This window comes from Mesorhizobium sp. B1-1-6, assembly GCF_006443035.1.
In the GTDB taxonomy this organism is placed as follows: Bacteria; Pseudomonadota; Alphaproteobacteria; order Rhizobiales; family Rhizobiaceae; genus Mesorhizobium.
The window spans coordinates 193,978-217,163 of record NZ_VFWR01000006.1; the positions used below are offsets into that span (position 1 = coordinate 193,978).

General features: G+C 60.6%; 21 protein-coding genes and 2 pseudogenes. 17 read left to right on the forward strand and 6 right to left on the reverse strand.

Annotated elements, in window-relative coordinates:
• Window positions 1-3: 3 nt before the first annotated feature.
• From FJ979_RS14240 to FJ979_RS14250, 3 genes are all read left to right on the forward strand, one after another.
• Entirely contained in the window at window positions 4-765 is a 762-nt protein-coding gene (locus FJ979_RS14240; RefSeq protein ID WP_140581690.1) for an SDR family oxidoreductase, read from the forward strand.
• 764 nt (window positions 766-1,529) lie between these two features.
• Window positions 1,530-2,009, forward strand: a complete 480-nt coding sequence (locus FJ979_RS14245) for a hypothetical protein (RefSeq protein WP_140581692.1) — start codon at window positions 1,530-1,532, stop codon at window positions 2,007-2,009.
• 151 nt (window positions 2,010-2,160) lie between these two features.
• Window positions 2,161-3,315 carry a hypothetical protein gene (locus FJ979_RS14250; protein WP_140581695.1) on the forward strand — a complete coding sequence of 385 codons (1,155 nt, stop codon included), beginning with the start codon at window positions 2,161-2,163 and terminating at the stop codon, window positions 3,313-3,315.
• Here the strand turns inward: FJ979_RS14250 and FJ979_RS14255 are convergent.
• Window positions 3,282-3,521: a hypothetical protein gene (locus FJ979_RS14255; protein WP_140581697.1), complete on the reverse strand. Its 240-nt coding sequence runs from the start codon at window positions 3,519-3,521 to the stop codon at window positions 3,282-3,284. The two genes, FJ979_RS14250 and FJ979_RS14255, sit on opposite strands and share 34 nt — an antisense overlap.
• A gap of 262 nt (window positions 3,522-3,783) precedes the next feature.
• On the opposite strand from FJ979_RS14255, the gene FJ979_RS33040 reads away from it, so the two are divergent.
• Complete coding sequence (locus FJ979_RS33040; RefSeq protein WP_224704891.1) at window positions 3,784-4,065, forward strand: hypothetical protein; 282 nt, start codon at window positions 3,784-3,786, stop codon at window positions 4,063-4,065.
• Window positions 4,066-4,288: 223 nt separating this feature from the next.
• Window positions 4,289-4,467: pseudogene (locus tag FJ979_RS33045) on the forward strand (sigma factor); the annotation flags it as partial.
• A gap of 119 nt (window positions 4,468-4,586) precedes the next feature.
• Here FJ979_RS33045 and FJ979_RS14270 read toward each other — a convergent pair.
• A complete protein-coding gene (locus tag FJ979_RS14270) occupies window positions 4,587-5,549 on the reverse strand; it encodes an alpha/beta hydrolase (protein ID WP_224704890.1) in 963 nt (320 codons plus the stop codon).
• A 173-nt stretch (window positions 5,550-5,722) separates the two neighbouring features.
• Here FJ979_RS14270 and FJ979_RS14275 point away from each other — a divergent pair, with 173 nt between their 5' ends.
• Window positions 5,723-6,781 (forward strand): 4-hydroxythreonine-4-phosphate dehydrogenase PdxA, encoded by a 1,059-nt coding sequence (locus FJ979_RS14275; RefSeq protein ID WP_140581700.1) that lies wholly within the window; start codon window positions 5,723-5,725, stop codon window positions 6,779-6,781.
• Window positions 6,782-6,812: 31 nt separating this feature from the next.
• Window positions 6,813-7,886: a tartrate dehydrogenase gene (locus FJ979_RS14280; protein WP_140560091.1), complete on the forward strand. Its 1,074-nt coding sequence runs from the start codon at window positions 6,813-6,815 to the stop codon at window positions 7,884-7,886.
• Between the two features lie 79 nt (window positions 7,887-7,965).
• Here the strand turns inward: FJ979_RS14280 and FJ979_RS14285 are convergent, their stop codons facing one another.
• From FJ979_RS14285 to FJ979_RS14295, 3 genes are all read right to left on the reverse strand, one after another.
• The gene (locus FJ979_RS14285) at window positions 7,966-9,309 is read right to left on the reverse strand and encodes an MmgE/PrpD family protein (RefSeq protein WP_140581703.1); all 1,344 of its coding nucleotides are present in this window, start codon (window positions 9,307-9,309) and stop codon (window positions 7,966-7,968) included.
• A gap of 66 nt (window positions 9,310-9,375) precedes the next feature.
• Window positions 9,376-10,125, reverse strand: a complete 750-nt coding sequence (gene fabG, locus FJ979_RS14290) for a 3-oxoacyl-ACP reductase FabG (protein ID WP_140581705.1) — start codon at window positions 10,123-10,125, stop codon at window positions 9,376-9,378.
• Window positions 10,122-10,832 (reverse strand): FCD domain-containing protein, encoded by a 711-nt coding sequence (locus tag FJ979_RS14295; protein ID WP_140560088.1) that lies wholly within the window; start codon window positions 10,830-10,832, stop codon window positions 10,122-10,124. Before FJ979_RS14295 ends, fabG begins: the two co-directional genes overlap by 4 nt.
• A gap of 104 nt (window positions 10,833-10,936) precedes the next feature.
• Here FJ979_RS14295 and FJ979_RS14300 point away from each other — a divergent pair, with 104 nt between their 5' ends.
• The 10 genes from FJ979_RS14300 (at window position 10,937) to FJ979_RS14345 (ending at window position 22,535) form a co-directional block, all read left to right on the forward strand.
• Window positions 10,937-11,521 carry a chromate transporter gene (locus FJ979_RS14300; RefSeq protein WP_140581708.1) on the forward strand — a complete coding sequence of 195 codons (585 nt, stop codon included), beginning with the start codon at window positions 10,937-10,939 and terminating at the stop codon, window positions 11,519-11,521.
• A complete protein-coding gene (locus FJ979_RS14305) occupies window positions 11,508-12,047 on the forward strand; it encodes a chromate transporter (protein WP_140560086.1) in 540 nt (179 codons plus the stop codon). The genes FJ979_RS14300 and FJ979_RS14305 overlap by 14 nt, the downstream gene beginning before the upstream one ends.
• 165 nt (window positions 12,048-12,212) lie before the next feature.
• Entirely contained in the window at window positions 12,213-13,271 is a 1,059-nt protein-coding gene (locus FJ979_RS14310; RefSeq protein WP_224704928.1) for an ABC transporter ATP-binding protein, read from the forward strand.
• A gap of 11 nt (window positions 13,272-13,282) precedes the next feature.
• Window positions 13,283-14,329, forward strand: a complete 1,047-nt coding sequence (locus tag FJ979_RS14315; RefSeq protein WP_140560084.1) for an extracellular solute-binding protein — start codon at window positions 13,283-13,285, stop codon at window positions 14,327-14,329.
• Between the two features lie 135 nt (window positions 14,330-14,464).
• Complete coding sequence (locus FJ979_RS14320; RefSeq protein ID WP_224704889.1) at window positions 14,465-16,195, forward strand: iron ABC transporter permease; 1,731 nt, start codon at window positions 14,465-14,467, stop codon at window positions 16,193-16,195.
• A 208-nt stretch (window positions 16,196-16,403) separates the two neighbouring features.
• Window positions 16,404-17,111 (forward strand): FCD domain-containing protein, encoded by a 708-nt coding sequence (locus FJ979_RS14325; protein WP_181171885.1) that lies wholly within the window; start codon window positions 16,404-16,406, stop codon window positions 17,109-17,111.
• Window positions 17,112-17,359: 248 nt separating this feature from the next.
• Window positions 17,360-18,769, forward strand: coding sequence for an MmgE/PrpD family protein (locus FJ979_RS14330; RefSeq protein ID WP_140581716.1), 1,410 nt, complete (start codon window positions 17,360-17,362; stop codon window positions 18,767-18,769).
• Window positions 18,770-18,828: 59 nt separating this feature from the next.
• Window positions 18,829-19,920, forward strand: a complete 1,092-nt coding sequence (locus tag FJ979_RS14335) for an isocitrate/isopropylmalate family dehydrogenase (RefSeq protein ID WP_140560081.1) — start codon at window positions 18,829-18,831, stop codon at window positions 19,918-19,920.
• Window positions 19,907-20,992, forward strand: coding sequence for a tartrate dehydrogenase (locus tag FJ979_RS14340; RefSeq protein WP_140581719.1), 1,086 nt, complete (start codon window positions 19,907-19,909; stop codon window positions 20,990-20,992). Before FJ979_RS14335 ends, FJ979_RS14340 begins: the two co-directional genes overlap by 14 nt.
• A gap of 448 nt (window positions 20,993-21,440) precedes the next feature.
• A complete protein-coding gene (locus tag FJ979_RS14345; RefSeq protein WP_140581722.1) occupies window positions 21,441-22,535 on the forward strand; it encodes an IS1595 family transposase in 1,095 nt (364 codons plus the stop codon).
• Window positions 22,536-22,685: 150 nt separating this feature from the next.
• Here the strand turns inward: FJ979_RS14345 and FJ979_RS33050 are convergent.
• Window positions 22,686-23,183, reverse strand: a pseudogene (locus FJ979_RS33050) (Tn3 family transposase); the annotation flags it as partial.
• Window positions 23,184-23,186: the final 3 nt, after the last annotated feature.

Consider the following 23,186-nt stretch of genomic DNA (forward strand, 5'->3'; position numbering starts at 1 on the left):
GATATGACTCTGTTCGATCTCTCCGGTTCCACCGCTCTCGTCACCGGTTCTTCCCGGGGCCTTGGCCGCGCGATTGCGGAGGGGCTGGGCGCCGCCGGTGCCCGGCTTGTCCTCAACGGCCGTGCCGGCGCCGGCCTCTCGAAGGCCGCGCACGAAATGCGCGCCGGCGGCAACGAGGTGCACGAAGCCGTTTTCGACGTGACCGACGAGGCAGCGGTCAAAAAGGCCTTCGACCGCTTCGACGCTGAGGGGCTCGCGGTCGATATCCTTGTCAACAATGCCGGCATCCAGCACCGGCAGCCGATGGTCGATCTGTCGCTTGCCGACTGGCAGCGCGTGATCGACACCAACCTGACCAGCGCCTTTCTCGTCGGGCGCGAAGCGGCACGCCGCATGATCCCGCGCGGGCACGGCAAGATCATCAACATTGGCTCACTCACCAGCGAACTCGCGCGCGCCACCGTCATCCCGTACACCGTTGCAAAGGGCGGTATAAAGATGCTCACGCGCGGCATGGCGGCCGAATGGGCGAAATCCGGCATCCAGGCCAATGCGATCGGCCCCGGCTACATGCTGACCGATATGAACGAGGCCCTCGTCAACGACGAGAAGTTCGACGCCTGGGTGAAGGCAAGGACCCCAGCCGGCCGCTGGGGCAAGCCGGAGGAGCTGATAGGCACCGCCGTCTTCCTTGCGTCGCGCGCCTCGGATTACGTCAACGGCCAGATCATCTACGTCGATGGCGGAATGATTTCCGTTTTGTGAGCAGTGCCTGCATGCTCCTTTGAGTAGGCTCTAAATCTTGTCGGACATCGATCAACTCGTTGTCGCGTGGCGCCAACTGGGTCGCTACGTATCCGGTACGCATGTCCGCCGTCATTGTTCAGGCGCCGAAAGCTGCCAGTCCGCTTTCGGCGCCCTTCCGGTCCCCTTCCGGTCATTCACGCGCCCGCCGATAGCCGAAGGAGCCAGTGCTGTTGACGTCAAAAACACAAAGGCCGCCACTACATGTTCGCCATTTGTGCTTCGAAAGTCGCATAAATGGCAGTGAGGAACGCAGCCGGCCCATGACCGCTGTGATGTCCGGAATTATTTGGCATTTCATGGGGTTTACCAGTCCGGAATTATGGGCCGCAGGCGTTCAGCCTATACGATTGAAAACAAGAGGATTTTCAGGTCGAGGATAGGGGTTTCCGATCCAAAGACCGGGTTTACCAATGGCCACAATCACAGCTAATTCTGGATTGGCGTTAAGTGGTTGAATCAGCGTGGAAGTTAAGCGCCTCTATTGGTCAACCTGCTTGCGGTCGGCAACGGATAGGTCAACCCCAAAAACCCAGGATTGGTAACCGAAGCAGCAGCCCTATCGACTAAGATTCAGCTCTACGCCTTCACTGTCCCCAGCAAGGGCTCTCGGTAGCGAATGGCGCCCTTGAGCGGGCGAGGGCGGCAAGGCGTGGGTGTCACGACACATATAACTCGAGCTGCTACTCGGTGGTTTCCGTTCTGCAGCTGGGGACTAGCGCACGATGTCGAGGAAAGAGTTCGTTCCACTCAACCTGCTCGCCAGCTTGGCGGGAATCTCTCGACAAGCGGTTTGGAAGGCCTGCCAGCGCGGCAACTGGCGGGGGCACGCCCTGGAGGTGCGCGTCGTTCAGGGCAAGGGTGGCAACGCGGGCAAGCAGTATCTCGTTAGTTTGGCTTCCCTCCCACCGGAGTTGCAACTCCGGTTAAAGCCCATTGAAACGCAGGCTCAAAACCGTCCGAAGCCGATTGCAAGCCGGGGGCGGCGCGGCAGAGCGGATCAAGGCAAGAAACGCGTCGTCATCAGTCGGCAATGGGATGCTTTGGTACCGTTCGACGCTGTCACCAAGGCCCAGATTGCAGAGGATCTAAAACAGGAAACTCGAGGCCTTTTGGCGGCCGGCGCAGCCTGGGGACATGTCAAAATCTTGGCTCGCAACCTTCTGGCAGAGACCACTAGGTCATGGGGATTCCGCCCCCAATGATCCAGCCAGTTTTGAGCAAGCTTGTTCGATCCCGTGGACGCTCGTTTCGGAAGAGATGCATTATCGGAAGGTCCATCAGTTTCGCACGAACCGCAAAGGTTACGAGGACAGCCGACCGCGCGGGCGGCGCTCCATAGAAGGCATGCGCCCGATGGAATTGGTCGTCGGAGATGTGCATCCGATCGACATCCACCTGACGCGGGCGGACGGCTCGATTTGTACTGCAAAGCTGATCGGGTTCCTCGACTGGGCGACTGGCCGCGTTTGGTGTGATTTGATCGCATTCGACACGCGCGGCAGCGTCAACAACCGTGATGTGATCGAAGTATTTGCGGCCATGGTGGATCATCCAGCCTTCGGCCTGCCTGAAGCTCTCTATATCGACAACGGCAAGGAATACGGGTTCGCGACGTACCTCGACGACGCCATGACACTGATGGTGCCCGGGTTCCATGGGCCGGGTCGCTCGATGCGAGTTGTCAATGCCTTGCCCTACAACGCCTCGGCAAAGCCCATCGAACGCTGGTTCGGCGACTTCGAGTCACGCTATCTGAGCACGCTACCGGGCTGGATTTCCGGCAACCGTATGAACAAGCGCCAGGAAGCGATCGGCCGGACGGTTGCGCCCTATGGCACCTTCGAAGATTTCATTCCCGCGTTCTTCGGTCTCCTGAAGGCCTATCACAGCATGCCTACGGGAAAGCAGAGTGGCCTCAAGGGGCATTCGCCCAACACCACTTTTCAACAGCACGTGGTTGCGGGCTGGTCAGCAATCACCATGAGCCGGGACGAGGTCCGTGCTGCAGTCGCGCGCCGGGTCGAGCGCACCGTCATTCAAGGCGCGATCCAACTCCGTGGGCGTCGGTGGTCCTGCGAAGAGTTGTGGCAGTACACGCACGACAAGGTGCTGGTCTGCGACCCGGTCTATCATGCGCCGGCAGAGCTGCTTGTGCTGGACATGAAGGGTAAAAGGCTCGGGATCGCAACCCCCGATGTCCCACTTCATCCACTTGATCATCGTGGCGCCCAAAGCACGGCAGCACGAGCAAAGGCGCACCGCGATGCGATAGTGCAGATGGGCCGCTCGGTCCCGAAAATCGATGTTGCAGCTCGGCTGATGGCGCTTGGTCAGGATCAACCTGAAGTCATCCCCAACGAGCCGGCGGGCAAAGTATCATTCGACCCGTCTCAGCGGCCGGCGCGGATTCTGATGCCGAAGAAGCCGTTGATTCCTGAAGAGCGCCGGCGCGAACAGGACGAGCGCATGGCCGCTCAGATGGACTTGGTGAAGAGGATCGTCGGATGACGATATTCGTTGAAACCCGGGCTGCGCTCACCGTGCGGGCTGCGTTCGATACGGCGGTCAAGATCCGATATCCGGTGCTTGCGGTCGGCAAAGCCGGACTCGGAAAGACTGTAGCGCTCAACTGGATAGCCGGCCAAAGCGGAGCTGCCTATTGTGAAGTTGCGCAGCATACCAAGGCTATCAGGCCGATGTTCCTGATGCTGCATGACGCGTACGGCGTCCAAAGGGGCAGCAAGCACACATATGACCTTGCCAAGGATTGCATGAAATTTTTTGGGCGCCCGATGCGGCCCGACGCGTCCGTTGCTCGTGGACGAATATCAGAACTTCACACCCACTGTTTTGCGGGAGCTGCTGCATCTTCAGGAGCGATGCGGCTTCGCTTTACTGCTCGCCGGCAACACTCATCGGTTAGCGGGCACGAGGCGTGATACCCATGCTATGGATTAGATCGAAAGCCGTATCGGCATGCGTTTCGAGATCGGGCAGCCGACGCGGGAGGACTGCATAAGGATCGGCGCCGAAAACAACGTTGAGGGAGCCGACGCCTACGAAGCGATTGTTATCTACGGTGAGAACACCTCGCTTCGCGCGCTTTGCCACCTCCTCCAGAATTGCGCTGCCGTTACCAATGGCGTTGGCAGCATTCGTCTTTCTCGGATCGAGACCACGCTTCGTGTCGTGTCGTGCGGCAGCGATGCGCTCAAGCTTTTGCACGAGCGCGGCGACGACCTCCGAAGATCGGCTTAATTCCGGACAGCGACAGATAATTCCGGACTGCACACCAGCACAGCAGTGAAGGGCCTCGAAATCACGGTTGGGCGCTGGGTTACGGGCCCGTCACATCGACATATGACGAGATCAGAGTTTTGCCTGCAAGAGCCCTTATACCTTCTACCTTCCGGGTATTAGCCCCATTCAAACGCAGAAAGACGACCTTAGCACGGGTTCTGGTGAACGAGACGATGATTCCATTGTGCAACTCATCCCCGCATTGCGGGCTTTGCGCACACATTCTACCGAGCCCCGAACGATGCCGACGACCTCGTTCAGGAAACCTTAGTCAAGGCACTTAACGCCTTTGACAGCTGCGAGCAGGGCACCCGATTGAAGTCGTGGATGTTCACGATTACGCGAAATACGTTTTACACGAAAGTGAGAGTTTACGCACCAGAAGCCCCTGGGGCTACGGACTGGATCGCCGACTTGTCAGACTATCGGGAGAAGGGCGTCAGAGCACAAACCCTGACGCAAGAAGTCAGGAGGCCGTATCAGGAACGATAGGGGATCGGTTCACCGCCGTTGAAGAAGGTCCAGAAGCTTTCATAGACCAGGTCTGGGCGGTGCTCGGCCGGATAGTGACCGGTCGGGATAGCCCAGCCCCTCAAGTCAGGTGCCCAGGGTTCCCAGGCTTCAATCGGCGTCAGATGACGGCCGACATGGCTGTTGCTACCCCAGATCACCATCGCCGGGCACTTGATCTTCTTCTTGCCGAAATCGGCCGTGTCCATGGCGAGGTCGAGCGTCACCGTCGCGCGATAGTCCTCGCACACCGCGTGGATCTGTTCGGGCGTCGTGCAGCGGGCATATTCCTTGAACGCTTCGGGCGAGAATATCTCCAGGCCCACGCCTTTCTTGTTGAGCTTGTAGTTGATGTAATAGTCGAGATCGGCACAGATCAGCTTCTCGGGGAAGGGCGCCTTTTGCGCCATGAAGAACCAATGGTAGCTCTCCAGCCCCCAGCCGAGGGTGACGTTGGTGAGAAGATGGTAGGTGGGGATGATGTCGAGCGCGCAGAAGCGCGTGATCCTGTTGGGCTGGTCGAGCACCATGCGAAAGCCGACACGTGCGCCGCGGTCGTGGCCGGCAAGCGCGAACTTCTCAAATCCGAGTTCGCTCATCACATCGAAGGCGTCTTCGCCCATGGCGCGGAAACTGTAGGCGGCATGGTCCTCGCCGCCATCGGGTTTCGAACTGTCGCCATAGCCGCGCAGGTCGATGGCCACCACCGTGAAGGATTTTGCCAGGGAAGGCGCGATCCGATGCCAACTGACATGCGTCAACGGGTTGCCGTGCACCAGCAGCAAAGGCGGGCCTGATCCCGCAACGGCGACATTGATCTCCGCCCCCCTGGTCTTCACCGTCCTGTAGGAGAACCCCTCCATCAAGCTGCCATGCTTCTCTTCCAGTGGCGGCATAGAGGATGCAGTGTCCGAGGTGTGCTGGGTGTCCATGGTGCTTCTCCAAAAAGGTCGTCCTAAGTCTTCCTCTCAAATTGAAGATTGTCAACAATTTTCAGTTGACTTTTTTTGGATGCGGCGCAACATCACCTCATAAGGGTCACGAAGCCAAGCTTGCGCGGCCGATATTGGGTGGCCTCACCACCGTCGAGCCGAAGGGCATATCCATGGCAAATCAAGATAGATCCGCGCGCAAGAGTGCCTCATCCCTGCCTCGTCTCGCCTTGCTGCCCGGTGACATGACAGGCATCGGCCCCGAACTCGTCGCCCGCGTGCTGTCGGATGGCAGGCTCTCCGATGTGGCGCGCCTTGTCGTTCTGGGGGACCGGCGAGTCCTGGAGATGGGGGCTCGCGACGCCGGCGTATCCCTTGCCATCAAGACCGTGCCGGATGTCGCATCCGTCGACTGGGATGCAGCCGGAACGCCTCTCATCGATCTCGGCAACATCGATCCCGAGGCCTTGCCGCGCGGCATTGTTTCACCGGAGTCCGGCAAGCTGACTGGCGACACCTTGGCCGAGGCGGTGCGGCTGGCGATGAAAGGTGACGTCGATGGCATCACCTTTGCGCCGCTGAACAAGGCAGCGCTTCATGCCGGCGGCTGGAAGTTTCCCGACGAGCACAAGATGTTTGCCGATCTATTGGGCCACAAAGGCTATTTCTCCGAGATGAACGTGCTCGACGGCCAATGGATGTCGCGCGTCACCTCGCACGTGTCGCTGCGCACGGCGCTCGATCAGATCACGCATGACAGCATCATCGAGGCGATCGAACTGGTCAATCGCACCATGCAGCGCGCTGGTGTGGAGAAGCCGCGCATCGCCGTTGCGGCGCTCAATCCTCATGCCGGTGAGAACGGGCTGTTCGGCCGTGAGGAGATCGACCTGATCGGACCGGCGGTCAACGCCGCCGCGGCCTCAGGCATCGATTGCAAGGGGCCTTTCCCCGCCGACACCATCTACATCAAGGCCTTCGCTGGCGAATATGACAGCGTGGTCGCCATGTACCACGACCAGGGGCAGATCGCGACCAAGCTGCGCGGCTTCAACCGTGGTGTGACCGTCACGGCGGGTCTGGAGACCGTATTCACCACGCCGGCGCACGGCACCGCCTTCGACATCGTTGGCAAAGGTACCGCGTCGACAGGCGCGCTGGAGAGCGCCATTCAACTCGCGGCCCAGCTTGCGCGCCGAAAGGGCATGCAGCACGTAGAGGCCGCAGCCTGAGCAGTTTTCGCCGATCATCCTGGAAAGCAAAATGACACAATCCAACAGTTTCCGCATCGCGGTCATCCCTGGCGACGGGATCGGCAAGGAAGTCGTACCCGAGGGCGTGCGCGCTTTGGAAAAGGTCGCGTCGCGGTTCGGCATCGGGCTGTCGTTCGACTGGTTCGATTTCGCTTCTTACGATTATTATGCCCGCCACGGCCGCATGCTGCCGGAAGACTGGAAGGACAAGATCGGATCGCACGACGCGATCTTCTTCGGCGCCGTCGGCTGGCCAGCCGGCGTGCCTGATCATGTGTCGCTGTGGGGGTCGCTTCTCCAGTTCAGGCGCGAATTCGATCAATATGTCAATCTTCGGCCTGTGCGCCTGATGCCCGGCGTGCGGAGCCCGCTCGTCGGTCGCGGCCCTGGCGATATCGATTTCTGGGTCGTGCGCGAAAACACCGAAGGTGAGTATTCATCGATCGGCGGCCGTATCTTCCCGGGTACCGAGCGCGAAGTGGTGGTGCAGGAAACGGTGATGACGCGTATCGGCGTCGATCGCGTGCTGAAGTTCGCATTCGAGCTTGCCGCCAAGGGCAAGCGCAAACACCTGACCTCGGCGACCAAGTCTAACGGCATCTCGATCAGCATGCCCTATTGGGACGAACGCGTGGAGGAGATGGCCAAGGCTTTCCCCGACGTGCGCTGGGACAAATATCACATCGATATCCTGACGGCTCAATTCGTCCTTCACCCCGACTGGTTCGACGTGGTCGTCGCATCGAACCTCTTTGGCGACATCCTTTCCGATCTCGGCCCCGCCTGCACGGGAACGATCGGCATCGCGCCGAGCGCCAACATAAATCCGGACCGCAATTTTCCGTCTCTGTTCGAGCCGGTTCATGGCTCGGCACCGGACATTGCCGGGCAGGGGATCGCAAATCCGGTTGGACAGATCTGGTCGGCTGCGATGATGCTTGATCACCTCGGACAGCCTGAGGCGGCTGCCGGAATTGTTTCGGCCATCGAGACCGTTCTGGCCGAGCCATCGCTGCGCACACGGGACCTCGGCGGCACAGCGAACACTGTCGAGTGCGGCAAGGCAATCGTCGCCGCGCTCTGATTTTTAGATCAATCACGCTGGCTTAGAGCCAGGACGGCAGGCTGCCTCGTCGGCAACCTGCCCGTGCCGTCGCTTGCGCCTAGGCTGCCGGCGTCGCGGCCTTGGCGATGACGGCGGTATCGTCGAGGCTCTCGATATCCCAGCACAGATCGCGCAAGCGCGCCGCCGCCCTTGCGCCCAGAACCGGTTCGGCAAGCCCACCGAACTTTGCGTTCAGGTCATCGTCGGTCATCGGCCGCGCCAGGCTGCCGATCGCATGCTCGACATGTCGCTTGAGAACACGGCCATCCCTGAGCTTGATCGTGACGTGACATTCGTCTTCGGCAACGCCTTGTGATGCCACCGCGCTGACGCGATCACGCAGCGCGATGACCTGGGGATCGCACACGCTCGCATCGCTGTACTCTGCCTCGCCGGCGCGGCCTTCGATGATGGCGACCGCCGCCGAGTGGTAGACACTGAATTTGCCTTCAAGGCCGACCTGCGGGGTTTTCTTGCCGGTCAATTCAAGCACCAGCGGATCGACTTCCAACTCAATGCTTTCGATCTCGCCGGCCTTCAGCCCGTATTCGTTGCGCAACTGCACGCAGCCGTCGATGATCGGATGGATGACGATGCCGCAAGCGAACGGCTTGTAGGTGTTCAGCCCGATCTCGAAACCGTCGCCCAGACCTTTGGTGATCTCATCGAAATTCCGCTCTGTGGACATGACATGGGCGAAACCGCGCGGCGCCTCGAGCACGCGGTTTGACGAGGTGAAGTCGCGTTGCGCCAGTAGAGCGGAGAACAGGCCATTTTGCGCCGCCCGGCCGGGGTGGAAGCTCTTGCACATGGTCCCGAACATCTCGCGAAAACCGGAAGACTGCGTGCCGGCGATGCCGAGCGCCCAGATCATCTGCTGCTCATTGAGGCCAAGCAGGCGCCCGGCGGCGGCCGCCGCGCCAAAAACGCCGGCCGTTCCCGTGATATGCCAGCCGATGTCATAGTGCGCCGGATAGACGGCATTGCCGATGCGGCATTCGACCTCGACGCCAAGGATGAAGGCATGCAGGAGATCACGGCCGCTCGTCGGCTGCAGTTGCGCGAGGCTGAGAATCGCCGAAGCGACCGGCCCTGCCGGGTGGATGATGGTCCTCAGATGGGTATCGTCGAAATCGAAAACGTGGCTGGCGATGCCGTTGATGAGAGCGGCATTCAAGGCGTCCAGCCGTTCGCGGCGGCCGAGGATCGCTGCTTGATCCTTGCCGGCGAAAGGCGACACTGCGCCTAGGGCAATGTCGACGCTTGGGTGCTGCGAGCCGCCAACCGCGCAGCCGGTCCAGTTGAGGAACGAGCGCACTGCCTCGCGCCTGACGTTCGTGGGTACGCTGTCCGCGGATGCCGACACGACATAGCGCGCCAGTATGGCTGTAACGTCCATCATTTGATCTCCCTGGATCGTTGCTGAGCATCGCGCGGCGCACCGGCATGCTTAGCGGTCTGGCGTGGATTACGCCATGAAGGCACCGCCATTGACGTGGACGGTCTGGCCGGTGATGTAACGAGCCGCCGGTCCGCAGAGATAGCGCACGAGCGATGCAACTTCCTCCGGCGTTCCGCGCCGCCTGGCAGGCGGCAGTTTCCCGGCATGATGAGAGGGTTCCTCGCCGGCACGCTGGGTGTCGATCATGCCTGGCGAAACGCAGTTCACGGTGATGCTTTCACCGGCAAGGTCATGGGCGAGCGCCCGCGTTAACCCGGCCAGACCCGCCTTCGCCGCAATGACATGCGCGCGGCCGCTCGCGCCGGTATGAGCCGACAGGCCGCCGATGTTGATCACCACGCCTTGTCCCGATTTCTTAAGGTACGGGAGCGCCGCATGGGCGGTCAGGAACGCGCCATCGAGAATGATCGAAAGCACCTCGCGCCACTCGACAAAACTCAGATCTGCAAAGGCCGTCTCGCGTCGCACGGCAGCACTGTTGACGAGAATGTCTATGCCGCCGAACTGCCGGACCGTCGCGCCGATCAGCGCGTCAACGGCATTCGGGTCGACGACGTCGGCGAGGACGGCCGCGGCCCTGCCTCCGGCAGCGATGATCTCATTGACGACGGATTCGGCTTCAGCGTGCGACGTACGTGCGTTGACGACCACCGCAGCTCCGGCACGAGCCAGTTCCAGCGCCATCACGCGGCCGATATTGCGTCCCGCTCCGGTCACGATGGCGACGCGGCCCTCAAGTTCCCGAGCGTCGTTCATGCGATATCCCTGGTTTTGCCAGCTTTGCCGATCGCATGCGTCGGATCGGCCGACGCGGGCAAGGTCATGCGGCCCTTGCCGCTGAGCACATGAAGGAAGGCTGTTTCCACGGCTGCGGCGGCGTCGCCTTCACGCAATGCTGCAACGATGCGGCGATGCTCGACATTGGATACGATCAGGCCGCCACCCTGCAGCAAGGCGCGCTCCCGAAACAGGTGCAGTTCCTTGACGAGTTCGGAATAGGCTTTGTGCAACCGGCTGTTTCCTGCAAAGCGCAGGATGGAATCGTGGAACGCCAGATTGATCGGGTAATAATCATCGAGCGAATGGGCGATGGCCGCCTCTTCCATGCGATCCAGCAAGCTCTCGAGTTCCGAAATCTGCTCCGCCGTGACTTTCGTGGCCAGAAGTCGCGCCGCTGATGCAAACAGACCGGCGCGCACATCGTAGAGTTCCGCGGCCTGTTCCTCGCCAATCCTGCGCATGAACACGCCTCGATTGGGCACGAGTTCGAGCAAGCCTTTTTCGGCAAGTGCGCGGCAAACTTCACGGATCGGGCCGCGGCTTACCGAGAAACGGATCGCCAGCGAGTTCTCGTTCAATCGCTCGCCCGGGGCGAATTCCCCCGACAGGATGAGGGTCTCTAACTCGCGCCGCAGGACGCTCGTCAGGGAATGGTTCTGAAGAAATTCAAGCTCGGCCCTCATGACATCATGATCTACTATTTACTGCAAACTGTCAACAGAATACAGTGCGTCGCTGATCGCGATCACGGGCGTTCTCGGGTGAAAGCACGACAATCGGAGGTTTCATGGACCAAATGGACGTCCCGCCGACGACAGATGCGTTGCCGCCGCCAAGCCTCCTCGATCTCTTCCTGGCATTCACCAAGCTCGGCATCACCAGCATCGGCGGTGGTGTGAACGGTATGATGCACACCGAGTTCGTGGTGAATCGGCGCTGGTTCACCGACAAGCAGTTTTTGTCCGGCCTTGCGCTCAGCCAGTCCCTACCTGGCGTCAATGTTGCAAACCTGGCGCTCTGGCTCGGGTTTCAATGTCGCGGTGTTGTTGGAGCCGTGGTTGCGCTGGCAGCGGTGGTGCTGCCACCTGCTGTCGCGATTGTCCTGATAGGAAACATCGTGCTGAGGCTCAGCCCCGATCCTGTGATCGGCGCGATGCTCGTGGGTCTCGCGGTTGCGGCGTCCGGGTTCTCGCTGTCGGTCGGCTACCTTGCCATGCGCTATGCCTGCGTCGACGTTGTTTCAATAGCCCTCTTCGCATGCACGCTGATCGGCGCGACGGCCTTTCATTTCTCGGCTCTTGCCGTGGTGGCGGTGCTCGCACCCATCGGCATCGGCGTCGGCTTTGTAAGAAACCGGCATGAAAGACGATAATCTTCTCGTCAGTCTGTTTCTGGTCTTCGCGCCCATGTCTTTGATGGCCATCGGCGGCGGGGCCTCCATTCTGGGCGAACTGCAACACAGCGTTGTCGACAACCGGCATTGGTTGACTAACAAGAGCTTCCTCGACATGTTTGCCATCTCCCGCGTTGCGCCCGGACCGGGCACGCTGATCGTCACCCTGATGGGTTGGCATCTTGCTGGATGGGCGGGCGCGATCGTTTCGACGATTGCGATTTTTGCGCCGTCGTCGCTGCTGGTGATCGTGGTCGCGCATTTCTGGCACAGCCGCCCCAACGCGGCATGGCAAGGGGCTCTGATTTATGGCCTGGCACCGCCTGCCGCCGGCCTGGTCCTGTCAAGCGTGTTCACTCTCCTGAGCAATGCGAAAGGCGGATGGATTGCCTGGTGCGTGGCCATCATGGTCGCTGTTGCGGCGCGGATGGTTCGCCTCGGGCCTTTGACGCTGATGATCGTCGGATCGGTCGTTTTCTGCGGGTTGATGACGGCTGTCGGATAGGCATTTCAGCCCTATTTCCGGGCCGAAAGGCATCACAGCATTTCTACATCGTGCAGATAGTCGTCAGTTAATTGTTGACAATTGACAAAATTAGACGGAACTTTAGCAGGAGGCACAAGCGCATCGCGTTTGTGAGGAAATGTTCGGGAGGACCCTTTGGCCTTTGTGGAACTCGACAAGCTGACCAAGCGCTACGGCAAGTTGACGGTGGTCAACCGCGTCGATCTCGCCATCGAAAAGGGAAAGCTGGTGTGCCTGCTCGGGCCATCGGGCTGCGGCAAGACCACGACCCTGCGTTTGGTGGCCGGTTTCGTTCAGCCGTCGGATGGTCAAATCCGCGTCGGTGGCCGTGTCGTGTCGTCGCCGCACGCCAGCGAACCGCCGGAAGCACGCAACATGTCGATGATCTTCCAGAGCTATGCGCTCTGGCCGCATATGACTGTGTTCGAGAACATCGCCTACGGTTTGCGGCTTCGTCGCATGGGCAAGGCCGACATACAGACTAAGACAGGTCGCATCCTCCAGGCGACCAAGCTCGAAAGTCTGGCTGAGCGCTATCCGGGCGAGTTGTCAGGCGGTCAGCAACAGCGTGTCTCCCTGGCGAGAGCCCTCGTCATCGAGCCGGAGACGCTGCTCCTCGACGAGCCGCTTTCCAACCTCGACGCCAATCTTCGCGAGGAGATGCGATTTGAAATCCGCCGCCTTCACGACGAGTTCCGCTACACGACCGTCTATGTCACGCATGACCAGACGGAGGCCATGACCGCCGCCGATGTCATCGTGGTGATGAACCAGGGCAATGTCGAACAGGCGGGTTCGCCAGAGGATATTTACGAGCGGCCTCGATCGGAATTTGTCGCGCAATTCATCGGCGGCACCAACATCTTCAAGGGCAATCGGGTCGGAACGGACGCCGTCGATTGCGGCAACGGTCTGGTGCTGCGCTGTGGCAGCGGCGACTATGCCGCCAGTGGCCAGACCGCCATATCCGTGCGCCATCACGATCTGCATCTCACCAACGAGAAACCGACGGGCGATCCGAGCAACTGGGCCACCGGAAAGGTCGTGCGCCAAGTCTATCTCGGGTCGCATCGCGATTATCTTGTCAATCTATCAGGTGGCGAAACCGTGCGGGCGATCGCGCCTGTCGATGTCGCGGTCCCGGAAAACCAGCAAATTTGGCTTCATTGCCCACCTGATCGTTGCCGGGCGCTCGCACACTAGGGAGAGAGAGAATGTCCAACAGGAAAGTCGCAGCAGGCGCGCTCTTCGCGGCGTTGACATGGGGGCAGATGGCATGGGCAGCCCCGCCCGAGCCCTACAAGGTCACCGACGAGCTCGTTGCCGCCGCGATCAAGGAAGCGTCGGTCGTCTACTACACCTCCACCGACGTCCAGGTCGCCGAGAAACTGGGCGCCGCATTCGAGGCGCACTATCCGGGCATCAAGGTCCACGTGGAAAGGGCCGGTTCGGAGCGCGTCTTCCAGCGCATAGGTCAGGAGTATTCGAGCGGCATCCACAATGCCGACGTCATCGAGACCTCCGACGCATCCCACTTCCTGACGTTCAAGGATCAGAATTGGCTGACGCCGGCTGTTCCGGAGGATGTCGCCAAGATGTGGCCGGAAAGGGATCGTGATCCCGATGGCCTGTACGCCGCTTTCCGCGCCACGCTGACGGTGATCGCCTACCGGACCGACATGGTCAAGGAAGGGGACGCGCCAAAGACCTGGACCGATCTGCTCGATCCCAAATACAAGGACAAGCTGGTGAAGTCGCACCCCGGCTACAGCGGCAACGTGATGACTGCCACCTATGCTCTTAGCCAGCTTCTCGGTTGGGACTATTTCGAGAAATTGGGCAAGCAGGGGGTGATGCAGGTTCAGTCCTCGACGGAGCCGCCGAAGGTTCTCGCCCAGGGCGAGCGTCCGATCCAAGCGGACGGCAACGAGTACAACGTGTTCATCCTCCAGGACAAAGGCGTGCCGATCAAAGCAGTCTACCCGGCGGAGGGAACCTCGATTGCTTATGGCAACGCCGCGATCCTGGCTTACGCTCCTCATCCGAGCGCAGCCAAGCTGTTCTACTCCTTCATGTTCTCGCAGGAAGCACAGCAGTTGAATGACGATTTCGGTGGTCTGCGTTCGGTTCGCCCTGATGTGAAGGAGAAATCCAACCGCACGCCGCTCTCGCAGATCAAGCTTCTCGATTCCGATCCGTCCAGCGTTCGGGATGCCGTGGAAGAGATCAAGCAGAAGTACGAAGAGTATTTCGGCACCTAAGAAGCGGCTCGGCGCCGCCCACGGATTAGGCGGCGGAGTGGAAGATCAGGCGATGTCGCCGCCGGCGACATCGCGAGATCCCGAGCCAGTCCGGCGGATGTTTCGCCGACATCGGATCAACCCAGAGGTGACCAGGTGACCATCGCTGCATTGTCCCCCGATTCCGCCAACAGGCGACACCTCGGCAGGTTCGATTTGTCGACACCGCTTTTCGTTTTTCTTGCGCTCGTCCTGTGCGTGCTGGTCCTGCTGCCATTGTTCTGGCTGGGATACTACGCCCTGACCAACAAGGCCGGTTCACCAACCCTGGCGAACCTGGCTCGCCTCTTTACCGATGCCACAATTCGCCGGGCCTTCCTCATATCGCTGGGTATGGCCGGTTGTGTCGGCCTGTTTTCTTGCCTGGTGGCCACGCCGTTGGCCTGGCTTGTCGCACGCACTGATATGCCGGGACAGCGCCTGGTCCGCAGCCTGGTGACGGCATCCTTTGTGACGCCGCCATTCCTGGGCGCTATTGCCTGGGCGATGCTGGCCGCACCCAACAGCGGCATTCTCAACAATATCTACCGCTGGGCATTTGGCCTCGATCAATCGCAGGCTCTGTTCAACATCTACACCTTCACCGGACTGGTGTTCGCGATCACCTGTTATTCGTTCCCCTTCGTCTTCACGCTCGTTGCCAACGCCTTCGACAAGGTGCCTTCCGATCTCGAGGAAGCATCTGCGATCCTCGGCGGCAAGCCAGGCACCACATTGCGGCGGGTGACGTTGCCCATGGTGCTGCCGGCGATGCTCGCCGGAACTCTGGTCGCCATCGTCCAGGCCTTCACCATGTTCGGTTCGCCGGCGATCCTGGCGCTGCCGGCGGGATTCCACGTTCTCACTACGAAGATCTGGAGCTTCTTCCAGTTTCCTCCCCGGCTTGACCTTGCGGCAGCGAGTGCCGTGCCTCTGCTTGTGGTGACGATGCTCTTGCTCTGGGGGCAGAGATGGCTGCTCGGACGGCGTGGCTATACCGTGCTCGGTGGCAAGAGCGGCACCCCCCGGCGTGTGAAGCTGGGCAACTGGAAATGGCTGGCGGGTGCATACGTGCTGTTCATCCTCTGCGTGACGATCCTGTTTCCCTATCTGGCCTTGCTCAAGGTGGCTCTGACCCACAACATCTCCGAACCGCTCAGCTGGAATTCCTTGACCCTCCACAACTTCCATTTCGTGCTTTTCGAATTCTCCAGCACGCAGCTCGCCATCTGGAACACCTTGATCCTGGGCTTGGCGACGGCAACGATCGCGACGGGCATAGCGCTTATCGTATCCTATCTGGTTGCGCGCCATGCCGTGCCGGGCGCCTCGCTGCTCGGCATGCTGGCAACCGCGCCGATTGCGATCCCGGGCATTGTGCTCGGCGTCGGGCTTTTCCTCGCCTATGCCAATCCGACATTCGGCCTCTACGGCACGCTCTGGATACTGCTCATCGCGTTCCTGACGATCGAGCTTCCAGCCGGCTACCAGCAACTGTCATCGGCCTTCCATGGCGTGCATCCGGAGCTGGAGGAAGCCAGCCGCATTCTCGGCGCCACCCGCTTGAAGACCCTCTGGCGGATCACCGCGCCGCTGCTGCGCACGAGCCTGATCGCGGCCTGGTGTTTCGTCTTCATCGGCACCATCCGGGAGTTGTCGGCGACGGTCCTGCTGACGACGGCGCAGACCAAACTGGTCTCCGTCATCATCTATGACCTGAACGAAAGCGGCGACTACGGAGCTATTTCGGTGCTTGGCATTCTGCTGCTGGTGGTCTCGTTCACCGTCGTCTTCATAGCCAACAAGGTTCCGGTTCTGGGCGGCACAGCCCCGAGAAGTGGCAGTTGATGGGATGCCGGTCTGGTTCCACAGCAATTATCGGCGTTTCACTTGACAACGCGAAGCATGTCTCAGTCATGGTCTTGGGTCGATGCTGTTTGCATCCAATTCGACGAAGGAGATCAAACCGTGGATAATGCGCTGGCAAAGCATTCGCGGCCATCGGGGCCGGGGGCAAGCGACATCTCTTGTGGCGCATCGAACGGAAGTCGAGCTCATGGCTAACGAAAACGAGAGCATGCAGGGGGTTTCGCCCATCGACTTTTTGCGCACGCGTTCCCTCGCCAATGTTGTGCAGCACGAAATAGAGCGAATGATTGTCGAGGGGGAATTCACCCCCAACGAGAGGATCAACGAAAATGCCCTGGCCCAGCAGCTCAAGGTCAGCCGGGGACCCATCCGGGAAGCCTGCAGCGCGCTTGCCGCTCTCGGCCTCATCCAGGTGATCCCCAATCGCGGCTTCTTCGTGCGCGAACTCAGCGAGGCCGAAGCCCGTGATGTCTCGGAGGCTCGCGCCTACATCTTCGCCTGCATGACCATGAGCGTTGCGGAGAGGATCACCGCCCCCGAGGTTGCCGAGTTGAGTGCGCTCGTTGATCGCATGGACGTGCTGGCCAAGACCGGCGAGGTGAGCCAGTACTATCCGGTCAATCTGGAATTCCATTCCGAACTGGCGAGGATGTGTGGCAACGCACGGCTGGCGCAAATCTACCTCGGTCTCGCCCGTGAGCTCCATATCCAGCGTTATCGTGCGTTGGCGAGTGGCGACGTGCTCGACATATCCAACCGCGAGCATCGGGCCATAGTGGAGGCTGTTGCCGCCCGCGATCCGCAACGGGCCTTCACGGCCGGGCGGGAGCATATCGTCAACGGCACGTCGCGTACGCGCAGGGCCAGTGTGGCTTTGCGCCACGGCTCCGACTGACCCACCAGCGCGACTCTCATCCATTTCTGTTGTCGACGTCGAGGAAATATACGCTGGTAGCATTTGCATGCCAGCGGTATGGCCGTCCGACGAACGTCGAAAAACCTGCTTGCCTGTCAACAAAAAATTGTTGACAGTTTACCAAAACTACCTTCCTACTCCTCTGCACCACGGTGCCATAAACGGAGCCGAGCTTGAACTCGGCACTTGGTTTGGACCGGCACACCGTTCGATGGAGAGGATTATCAATGCCCGACACCGCACATGCAGGGCTCACAAATTATGTGGCGGAATTTGTCGCAGCAGCCACTCCGGAAGATCTGCCGGCCGACGTCGTCGCCCTCGGCAAGAAGTCGATATTGGACGGCATCGGGTTGGCTCTTTCCGGCTCGGTCGCGCAGAGCGGCGACCTTGTCCTACGCCATCTCGATGAGCTTGGGCTGATGCCGGGTACCGCCACGGTCATCGGCGCTGGGCGCAAGGTCGCACCCCGCTTTGCGGCCTTCGCCAATGGTGTCGGCATTCACGCCGACGATTACGACGACACCCAGTTGGCCGTGGCCACGGATCGTGTCTACGGCTTGCTGACCCATCCTACGGCGCCGGCACTACCGGCGGCCCTGGCTATCGGTGAGCAGGTGGGCGCTACGGGCAAACAGGTGATGTTGGCGTACCATCTTGGCGTCGAGGTCGAGTGCAAGATCGCCGAGGCCATCGCGCCGCGCCACTATCAGACCGGATTTCACGCGACGGCCACTTGCGGGACCTTTGCCGCCGCTGCCGCCGCGTCTTGGCTTCTATGGTTCGACGCCAAGACCACGGCTCGCGCGCTTTCGATCGCAGGCAGCCAGTCTGCTGGCCTGCGCGAGAATTTCGGCACAATGACCAAGCCGTTCCACGCGGGGCGCGCATCGGAAAGCGGCGTCGCTGCCGCACAATTCGCCGCTCACGGATGGACTGCCACCGACAAGATACTGGAGGCCCCCCGCGGGTTCTTCCAGGCGGCCGGCGGCGGTTACGATGAGAACGCGATCCGCGGCCGCCTCGGCGATCCCTGGACGTTCGCCAATCCGGGCATCTCGATCAAGCCTCATCCGTCGGGGTCGTTGACCCATCCCGGCATGACGGAAATGGCGCGTCTCATCCGCGAGAATGGCATCAAGGCCGGGGATGTGAAGCACGTACGGGTCGGCACCAATTCCAACATGCCGAATGCTCTGATCCATCACCATCCGCATGACGAGTTGCAGGCCAAGTTCTCCATGGAGTTCTGCATGGCCATCCTCTTGCTCGACGGCAAGGCCGGGCTTGGCGAGTTCACCGATGCGACAACGGAGCGGGCGGATGTCAAGGCGATGATCGACAAGGTCGATTTCGTCGTTGACGAAAGGGCCGAAAAGGCCGGCTATCACAAGATGACGACGATCATCGACATCACGCTCAACGATGGCCGCGTCATCCACGGCGAGGCCGACTTCGGCAAGGGCAGTCCCGCCAATCCGATGAGCTACGAAGAAGTTGCCGACAAGTTCAGGGACAACGCCGCCCACGCCCGTCTTGCCCGTTCGGCGGCGGACGAGGTCGTCTCGCTGGTGCGCGACCTGGAAGAACAGCCCTCCATCGAGCGGCTGATGAGTCTGGTCGCCAAGGCCGGCTGACCGATCTTCACGGCGCCGCGGCATCAGCGCCGTGGCCGGCATTCAGAAAGGTTGGCCCGATGGCCCATCTCACGATCGGCATCCTCAATGGCGACGATATCGGACACGAGATCGTGCCTGCTGCCGTGCGGATCGCACGGAGCGCCGCCGCGCGGAGCGGTCTGGAAATCGACTGGCGACCGATGCCGATCGGCCGCTCGGCGCTCGACACGCACGGCTCGACAATGCCCGACGGCACGCTCGAGACACTTTCGACACTCGATGGTTTCATACTCGGGCCGATCGGACATCGTGCCTATCCAAAAGTGCCTGGCGCGATCAATCCGCATCCGATCCTGCGCAAGCACTTTGGCCTTTTCGCCAATGTACGGCCGACGCGTTCCTTCCCCGGTCTCGGCGCACTGTTCGACGACGTCGATCTCGTCATCGTTCGGGAAAACAACGAGGGTTTCCAGCCGGATCGCAATGTGGTTGCCGGTTCCGGAGAATTTCGCCCCACGCACGATACGACCATTTCGGTTCGCGTCATCACCCGTGCCGGCAGCTATCGCGTCGCTAGGGCCGCGCTCGAACTTGCCAGGACCCGGCGCAAGAAGCTGACGATCGTTCACAAGGACACCGTGTTCAAGCTCGGCTGCGGTATGTTCGTGGAGGAATGCTATCGGGCCGCCGAGCAGTTCCCCGATGTCGCGGTCGATGAGGTTATCGTCGACACCTTCGCCATGCGGCTGCTGCGCGATCCCCAGACATTCGATGTCGTCGTCACCACCAACATGTTTGGCGACATACTGAGCGACGAGGCCGCCGGCCTTGTCGGCGGCCTCGGCATGGCGCCCGGCCTTTGCATCGGTGAAGGCAACATAGCCATGGCGCAGGCAGCGCATGGCTCTGCTCCCGATATCGCCGGCAAGGGCATCGTCAATCCCTATGCGATGATCGAATCCACCCGCATGCTGCTGGAGTGGCTTGGCCACAACCGCGGCATTGCCGAGGCGCTCGGCGCGGCGTCCATCATCGCGGAAGCCACCATTGCCGCGCTCTCGCGGCCTGAAACGCGCACCGGCGACATACGCGGGACCACCAACACCGAAGGAATGACCAGCGCCATCATCGCTGCCATCGAAAAGGAATCTCAAAATGTCCTTGCATAAGATCGCGGTCATCGGCGGCGATGGTATCGGCCCGGAGGTCGTTGAGGCCGGCGTCGAGGTGCTGGAAGCCCTGGCCGCCGTCGAGCCAGGCCTTGCCTTCGATTTCAAGCGCTTCGATTGGGGTTCGGACTACTATCGCCGCAACGGCCGCATGATGCCGCGGGATGGCCTCGAACAGATCAAGGGCTTCGATGCGATCTATTTCGGCTCGGTCGGCGATCCCAATCTCCCCGACGACATCACGCTCTGGGGCTTGCGTCTGGCCATCTGCCAGGGATTTGACCAATACGCCAATGTGCGGCCGACGCGTCTGCTGCCTGGACTGACCGGTCCGCTGCGGCCCGAACTCGGCAAGCAGATAGACTGGGTGATCGTCCGTGAAAACAGCGAAGGCGAATATGCCGGCGTCGGCGGCCGCGCCCATCGCGGCCTGCCGATCGAGGTCGGCATGGATGTCGCCGTCTTCACACGCACCGGCATCGAACGGATCGCCCGCTTTGCCTGCGACCTTGCCATGTCGCGCCCCCGCAAGCTGCTGACGGTGGTGACAAAGTCGAACGCACAGCGCCACGGCATGGTGCTTTGGGACGAAGTCGTGCGCGAAGTGGTTCGCGACCACCCCGGTCTGACGGTCGACTGGATGCTGGTCGACGCCATGACGCAGCGCATGGTCAACAAGCCAGGCAGCATCGACACGGTTCTAGCGACCAACCTCCATGCGGACATTCTTTCTGACCTGGCCGCAGCGCTTGGCGGGTCGCTCGGCATCGGCTCGACATCGAACATCGATCCGTCGCGCAGTCATCCGTCCATGTTTGAACCCATCCATGGTTCGGCCTTCGACATCACCGGCAAGGGAGTCGCTAATCCGCTTGGATCGTTCTGGACGGCAAGCCTGATGCTTGATCATCTCGGTGAGCAGGCCGCGTCGCGACGTCTCATGGTTGCGATCGAAACCGTCACCGGTCGAGGAGAATATCTAAGCCCCGATCTTGGTGGCGCCGCCAGCACCGCCGAGGTAACCTCTGCGGTGATCGCCGCAGTTTCGGGTGTGAACAGTCCAAGCTCCTGACGCTCGCCCAGACAGAAGTTCTCATTACACGCGCCTTTGGCCAATTCCGGCCGAGTGCATTTTGGTTTCCGCAGATTGGGACGACAGGCTCGTCGAAGCATACCAAACTTAAGTTCACCATCTGCTTTACCAATGAAGGATGGATGGGGACAAGAGAGACTGCTTCGTTGCCGACGACGCATTGCCGAGCGGCGATGGTTCGATAGCTTTCGTCCAATCTCGAAAGGGTGCCCTTCAGGTTGCGCCGAGGACGACACATCCAGCGTCCCAGTTTCGGCCGACAGCGGGCCGTATTTGAGAGAATTGGTTGCAAGCTCGTGGATGATCAAAGGATTCAGGACAAAAGCAGTTCAAAATCTTGCGCGGCCTTTATCAACCAAAGACAGCAATATCCTTGTGATGTATGGCTTTTCATGCGATTCTTCAGGCGGATCTGAAGGAGGTGAGAATGCCTGAAATGCCTGCAGCGCTTTCCAGCATTCGGACTGTTGAAGAAATGATCGTGGCCTTCCGGGATGAGCAGCATTGCCGTCGGTTACTGGAAAGCATGGTGTGGCCGGATGGCCGGATCTGCCCAGCCTGTGGTTTCAAACGCTCGATCGCGATAGCCGGCCGCGACATGGGCAGGCGGCGCGCCCGACCGGGTCTTTATCAATGTTCCAGCGGCGATTGCCGGTTCCAATTCACTGTGACGACACACACGCCTCTGCACTCCACGAAGCTTTCCTTGCGTGTTTGGCTGAAGGCGATGTGGCTGTTACTGCAATCGGACAAGGGCTTGTCGTCGGTGCGTCTGGCCGAGGCGCTCGGGGTGAGCCAGCCAACGGCCTGGCGGATGGGACATGCACTGCGGCTCATGGTGGCGCGGGATAACATGCTCGACGGCACAGTAGAGATCGACCATTTCCATCTCGGCGGAAGGTCCAGAAAGAATCCTGACGACCCGCCTCCGGGTCGCGGCCGGAAAGGCCAGGCGAACACGGACAAAACGCCAGTCATGGCAATGGTGCGGCGACCGACCGATGTCATGCCTGGCACTCCAGCCGGTGACGCGCGTGCCGCGGTCGTGACCGGTCTCTCGGTGCGGGCAAGCGAACGCGTCATTGAAGCGCAGATTGAGTCCGGAGTTCATTTGATGAGCGACGAGTGGAAAGCATTCATGGCCATTGGTGAGAGCTTTGCCAAGCACGAGACCGTGAAGCATTCCCGCGGCGAGTATGTTCGCGACGCCGTCCACGTCAATTCGGTGGAGGGCTTCAACTCCCGCGTCCGCCGTACCATCGCCGGCGTCTTTCATCATATCAGCCCGCAGCATGCCGACCTGTATTTCCACGAGATAGGCTTCCGATGGTCGCAACGCGTCGTCACAGGAAACGCCATTCGTAAAACCAGGCCTGGCCGGGAGAGCGTGCGAACCTTGTGGTCGCGCGTGCCGCCTGCGCTGCAATTGATGAATGTCTTCCGCACCGCCACGGGTCGTCAGATGCGCCGAAGCCCCGATGGCGGCATCACCATCAAATCTGCCGTAGCTGTCTTTGGTTGATAAAGGCTTCTTGCGCTAAGAGCGAACGGAGTGAGAACTTATGCGGCACGCCGTAGCCCAACCGGGAGTCTCAGCGACCGGAACCCTTCCGGCAGATGCTGATCGCTATCCCATCTGTAGATGCCGGTCAGATTGATATGATCCAGCTCAGCGGCGAGATGTGCTTGAGCAGGTGATCCGGAAATCTCGCGACGCATTTTGCGCAAGTGGGTGACGGCACGTTCAATATAGACCGTGTTCCAATGGACGATGGCGCTGACGACGAGGTTGAGGCGGGAGGCGCGGAAGGCTTGGCTTTCGAACGATCGGTCACGGATTTCGCCGCGCTCGTGGAAGAAGACGGCGCGCTTCAGCTTATGCGCCGCCTCACCCCTTGTTGAGGCCGGCCTGGCAACGCCGTCGTAGCACTGGACTTGAGTACCATTCGATCATGAACAGCGATCGCTCGATCCGGCCAAGTTCCCGTAGCGCCCTTGCGAGCTGGCTTTCCTTCGGTGATGCTGACAGCTTCTTCAGGATTGTAGACGGCACCACTGATCGCGTCGTGATCGACGCCGCCAAATGGAGCAGATCATCCCAATGATCGAGAATCAGAGCTGCGTTGATCGGTGCCCCGATATGGTTCGACAACGCCGGATAAGCATCGCCTTT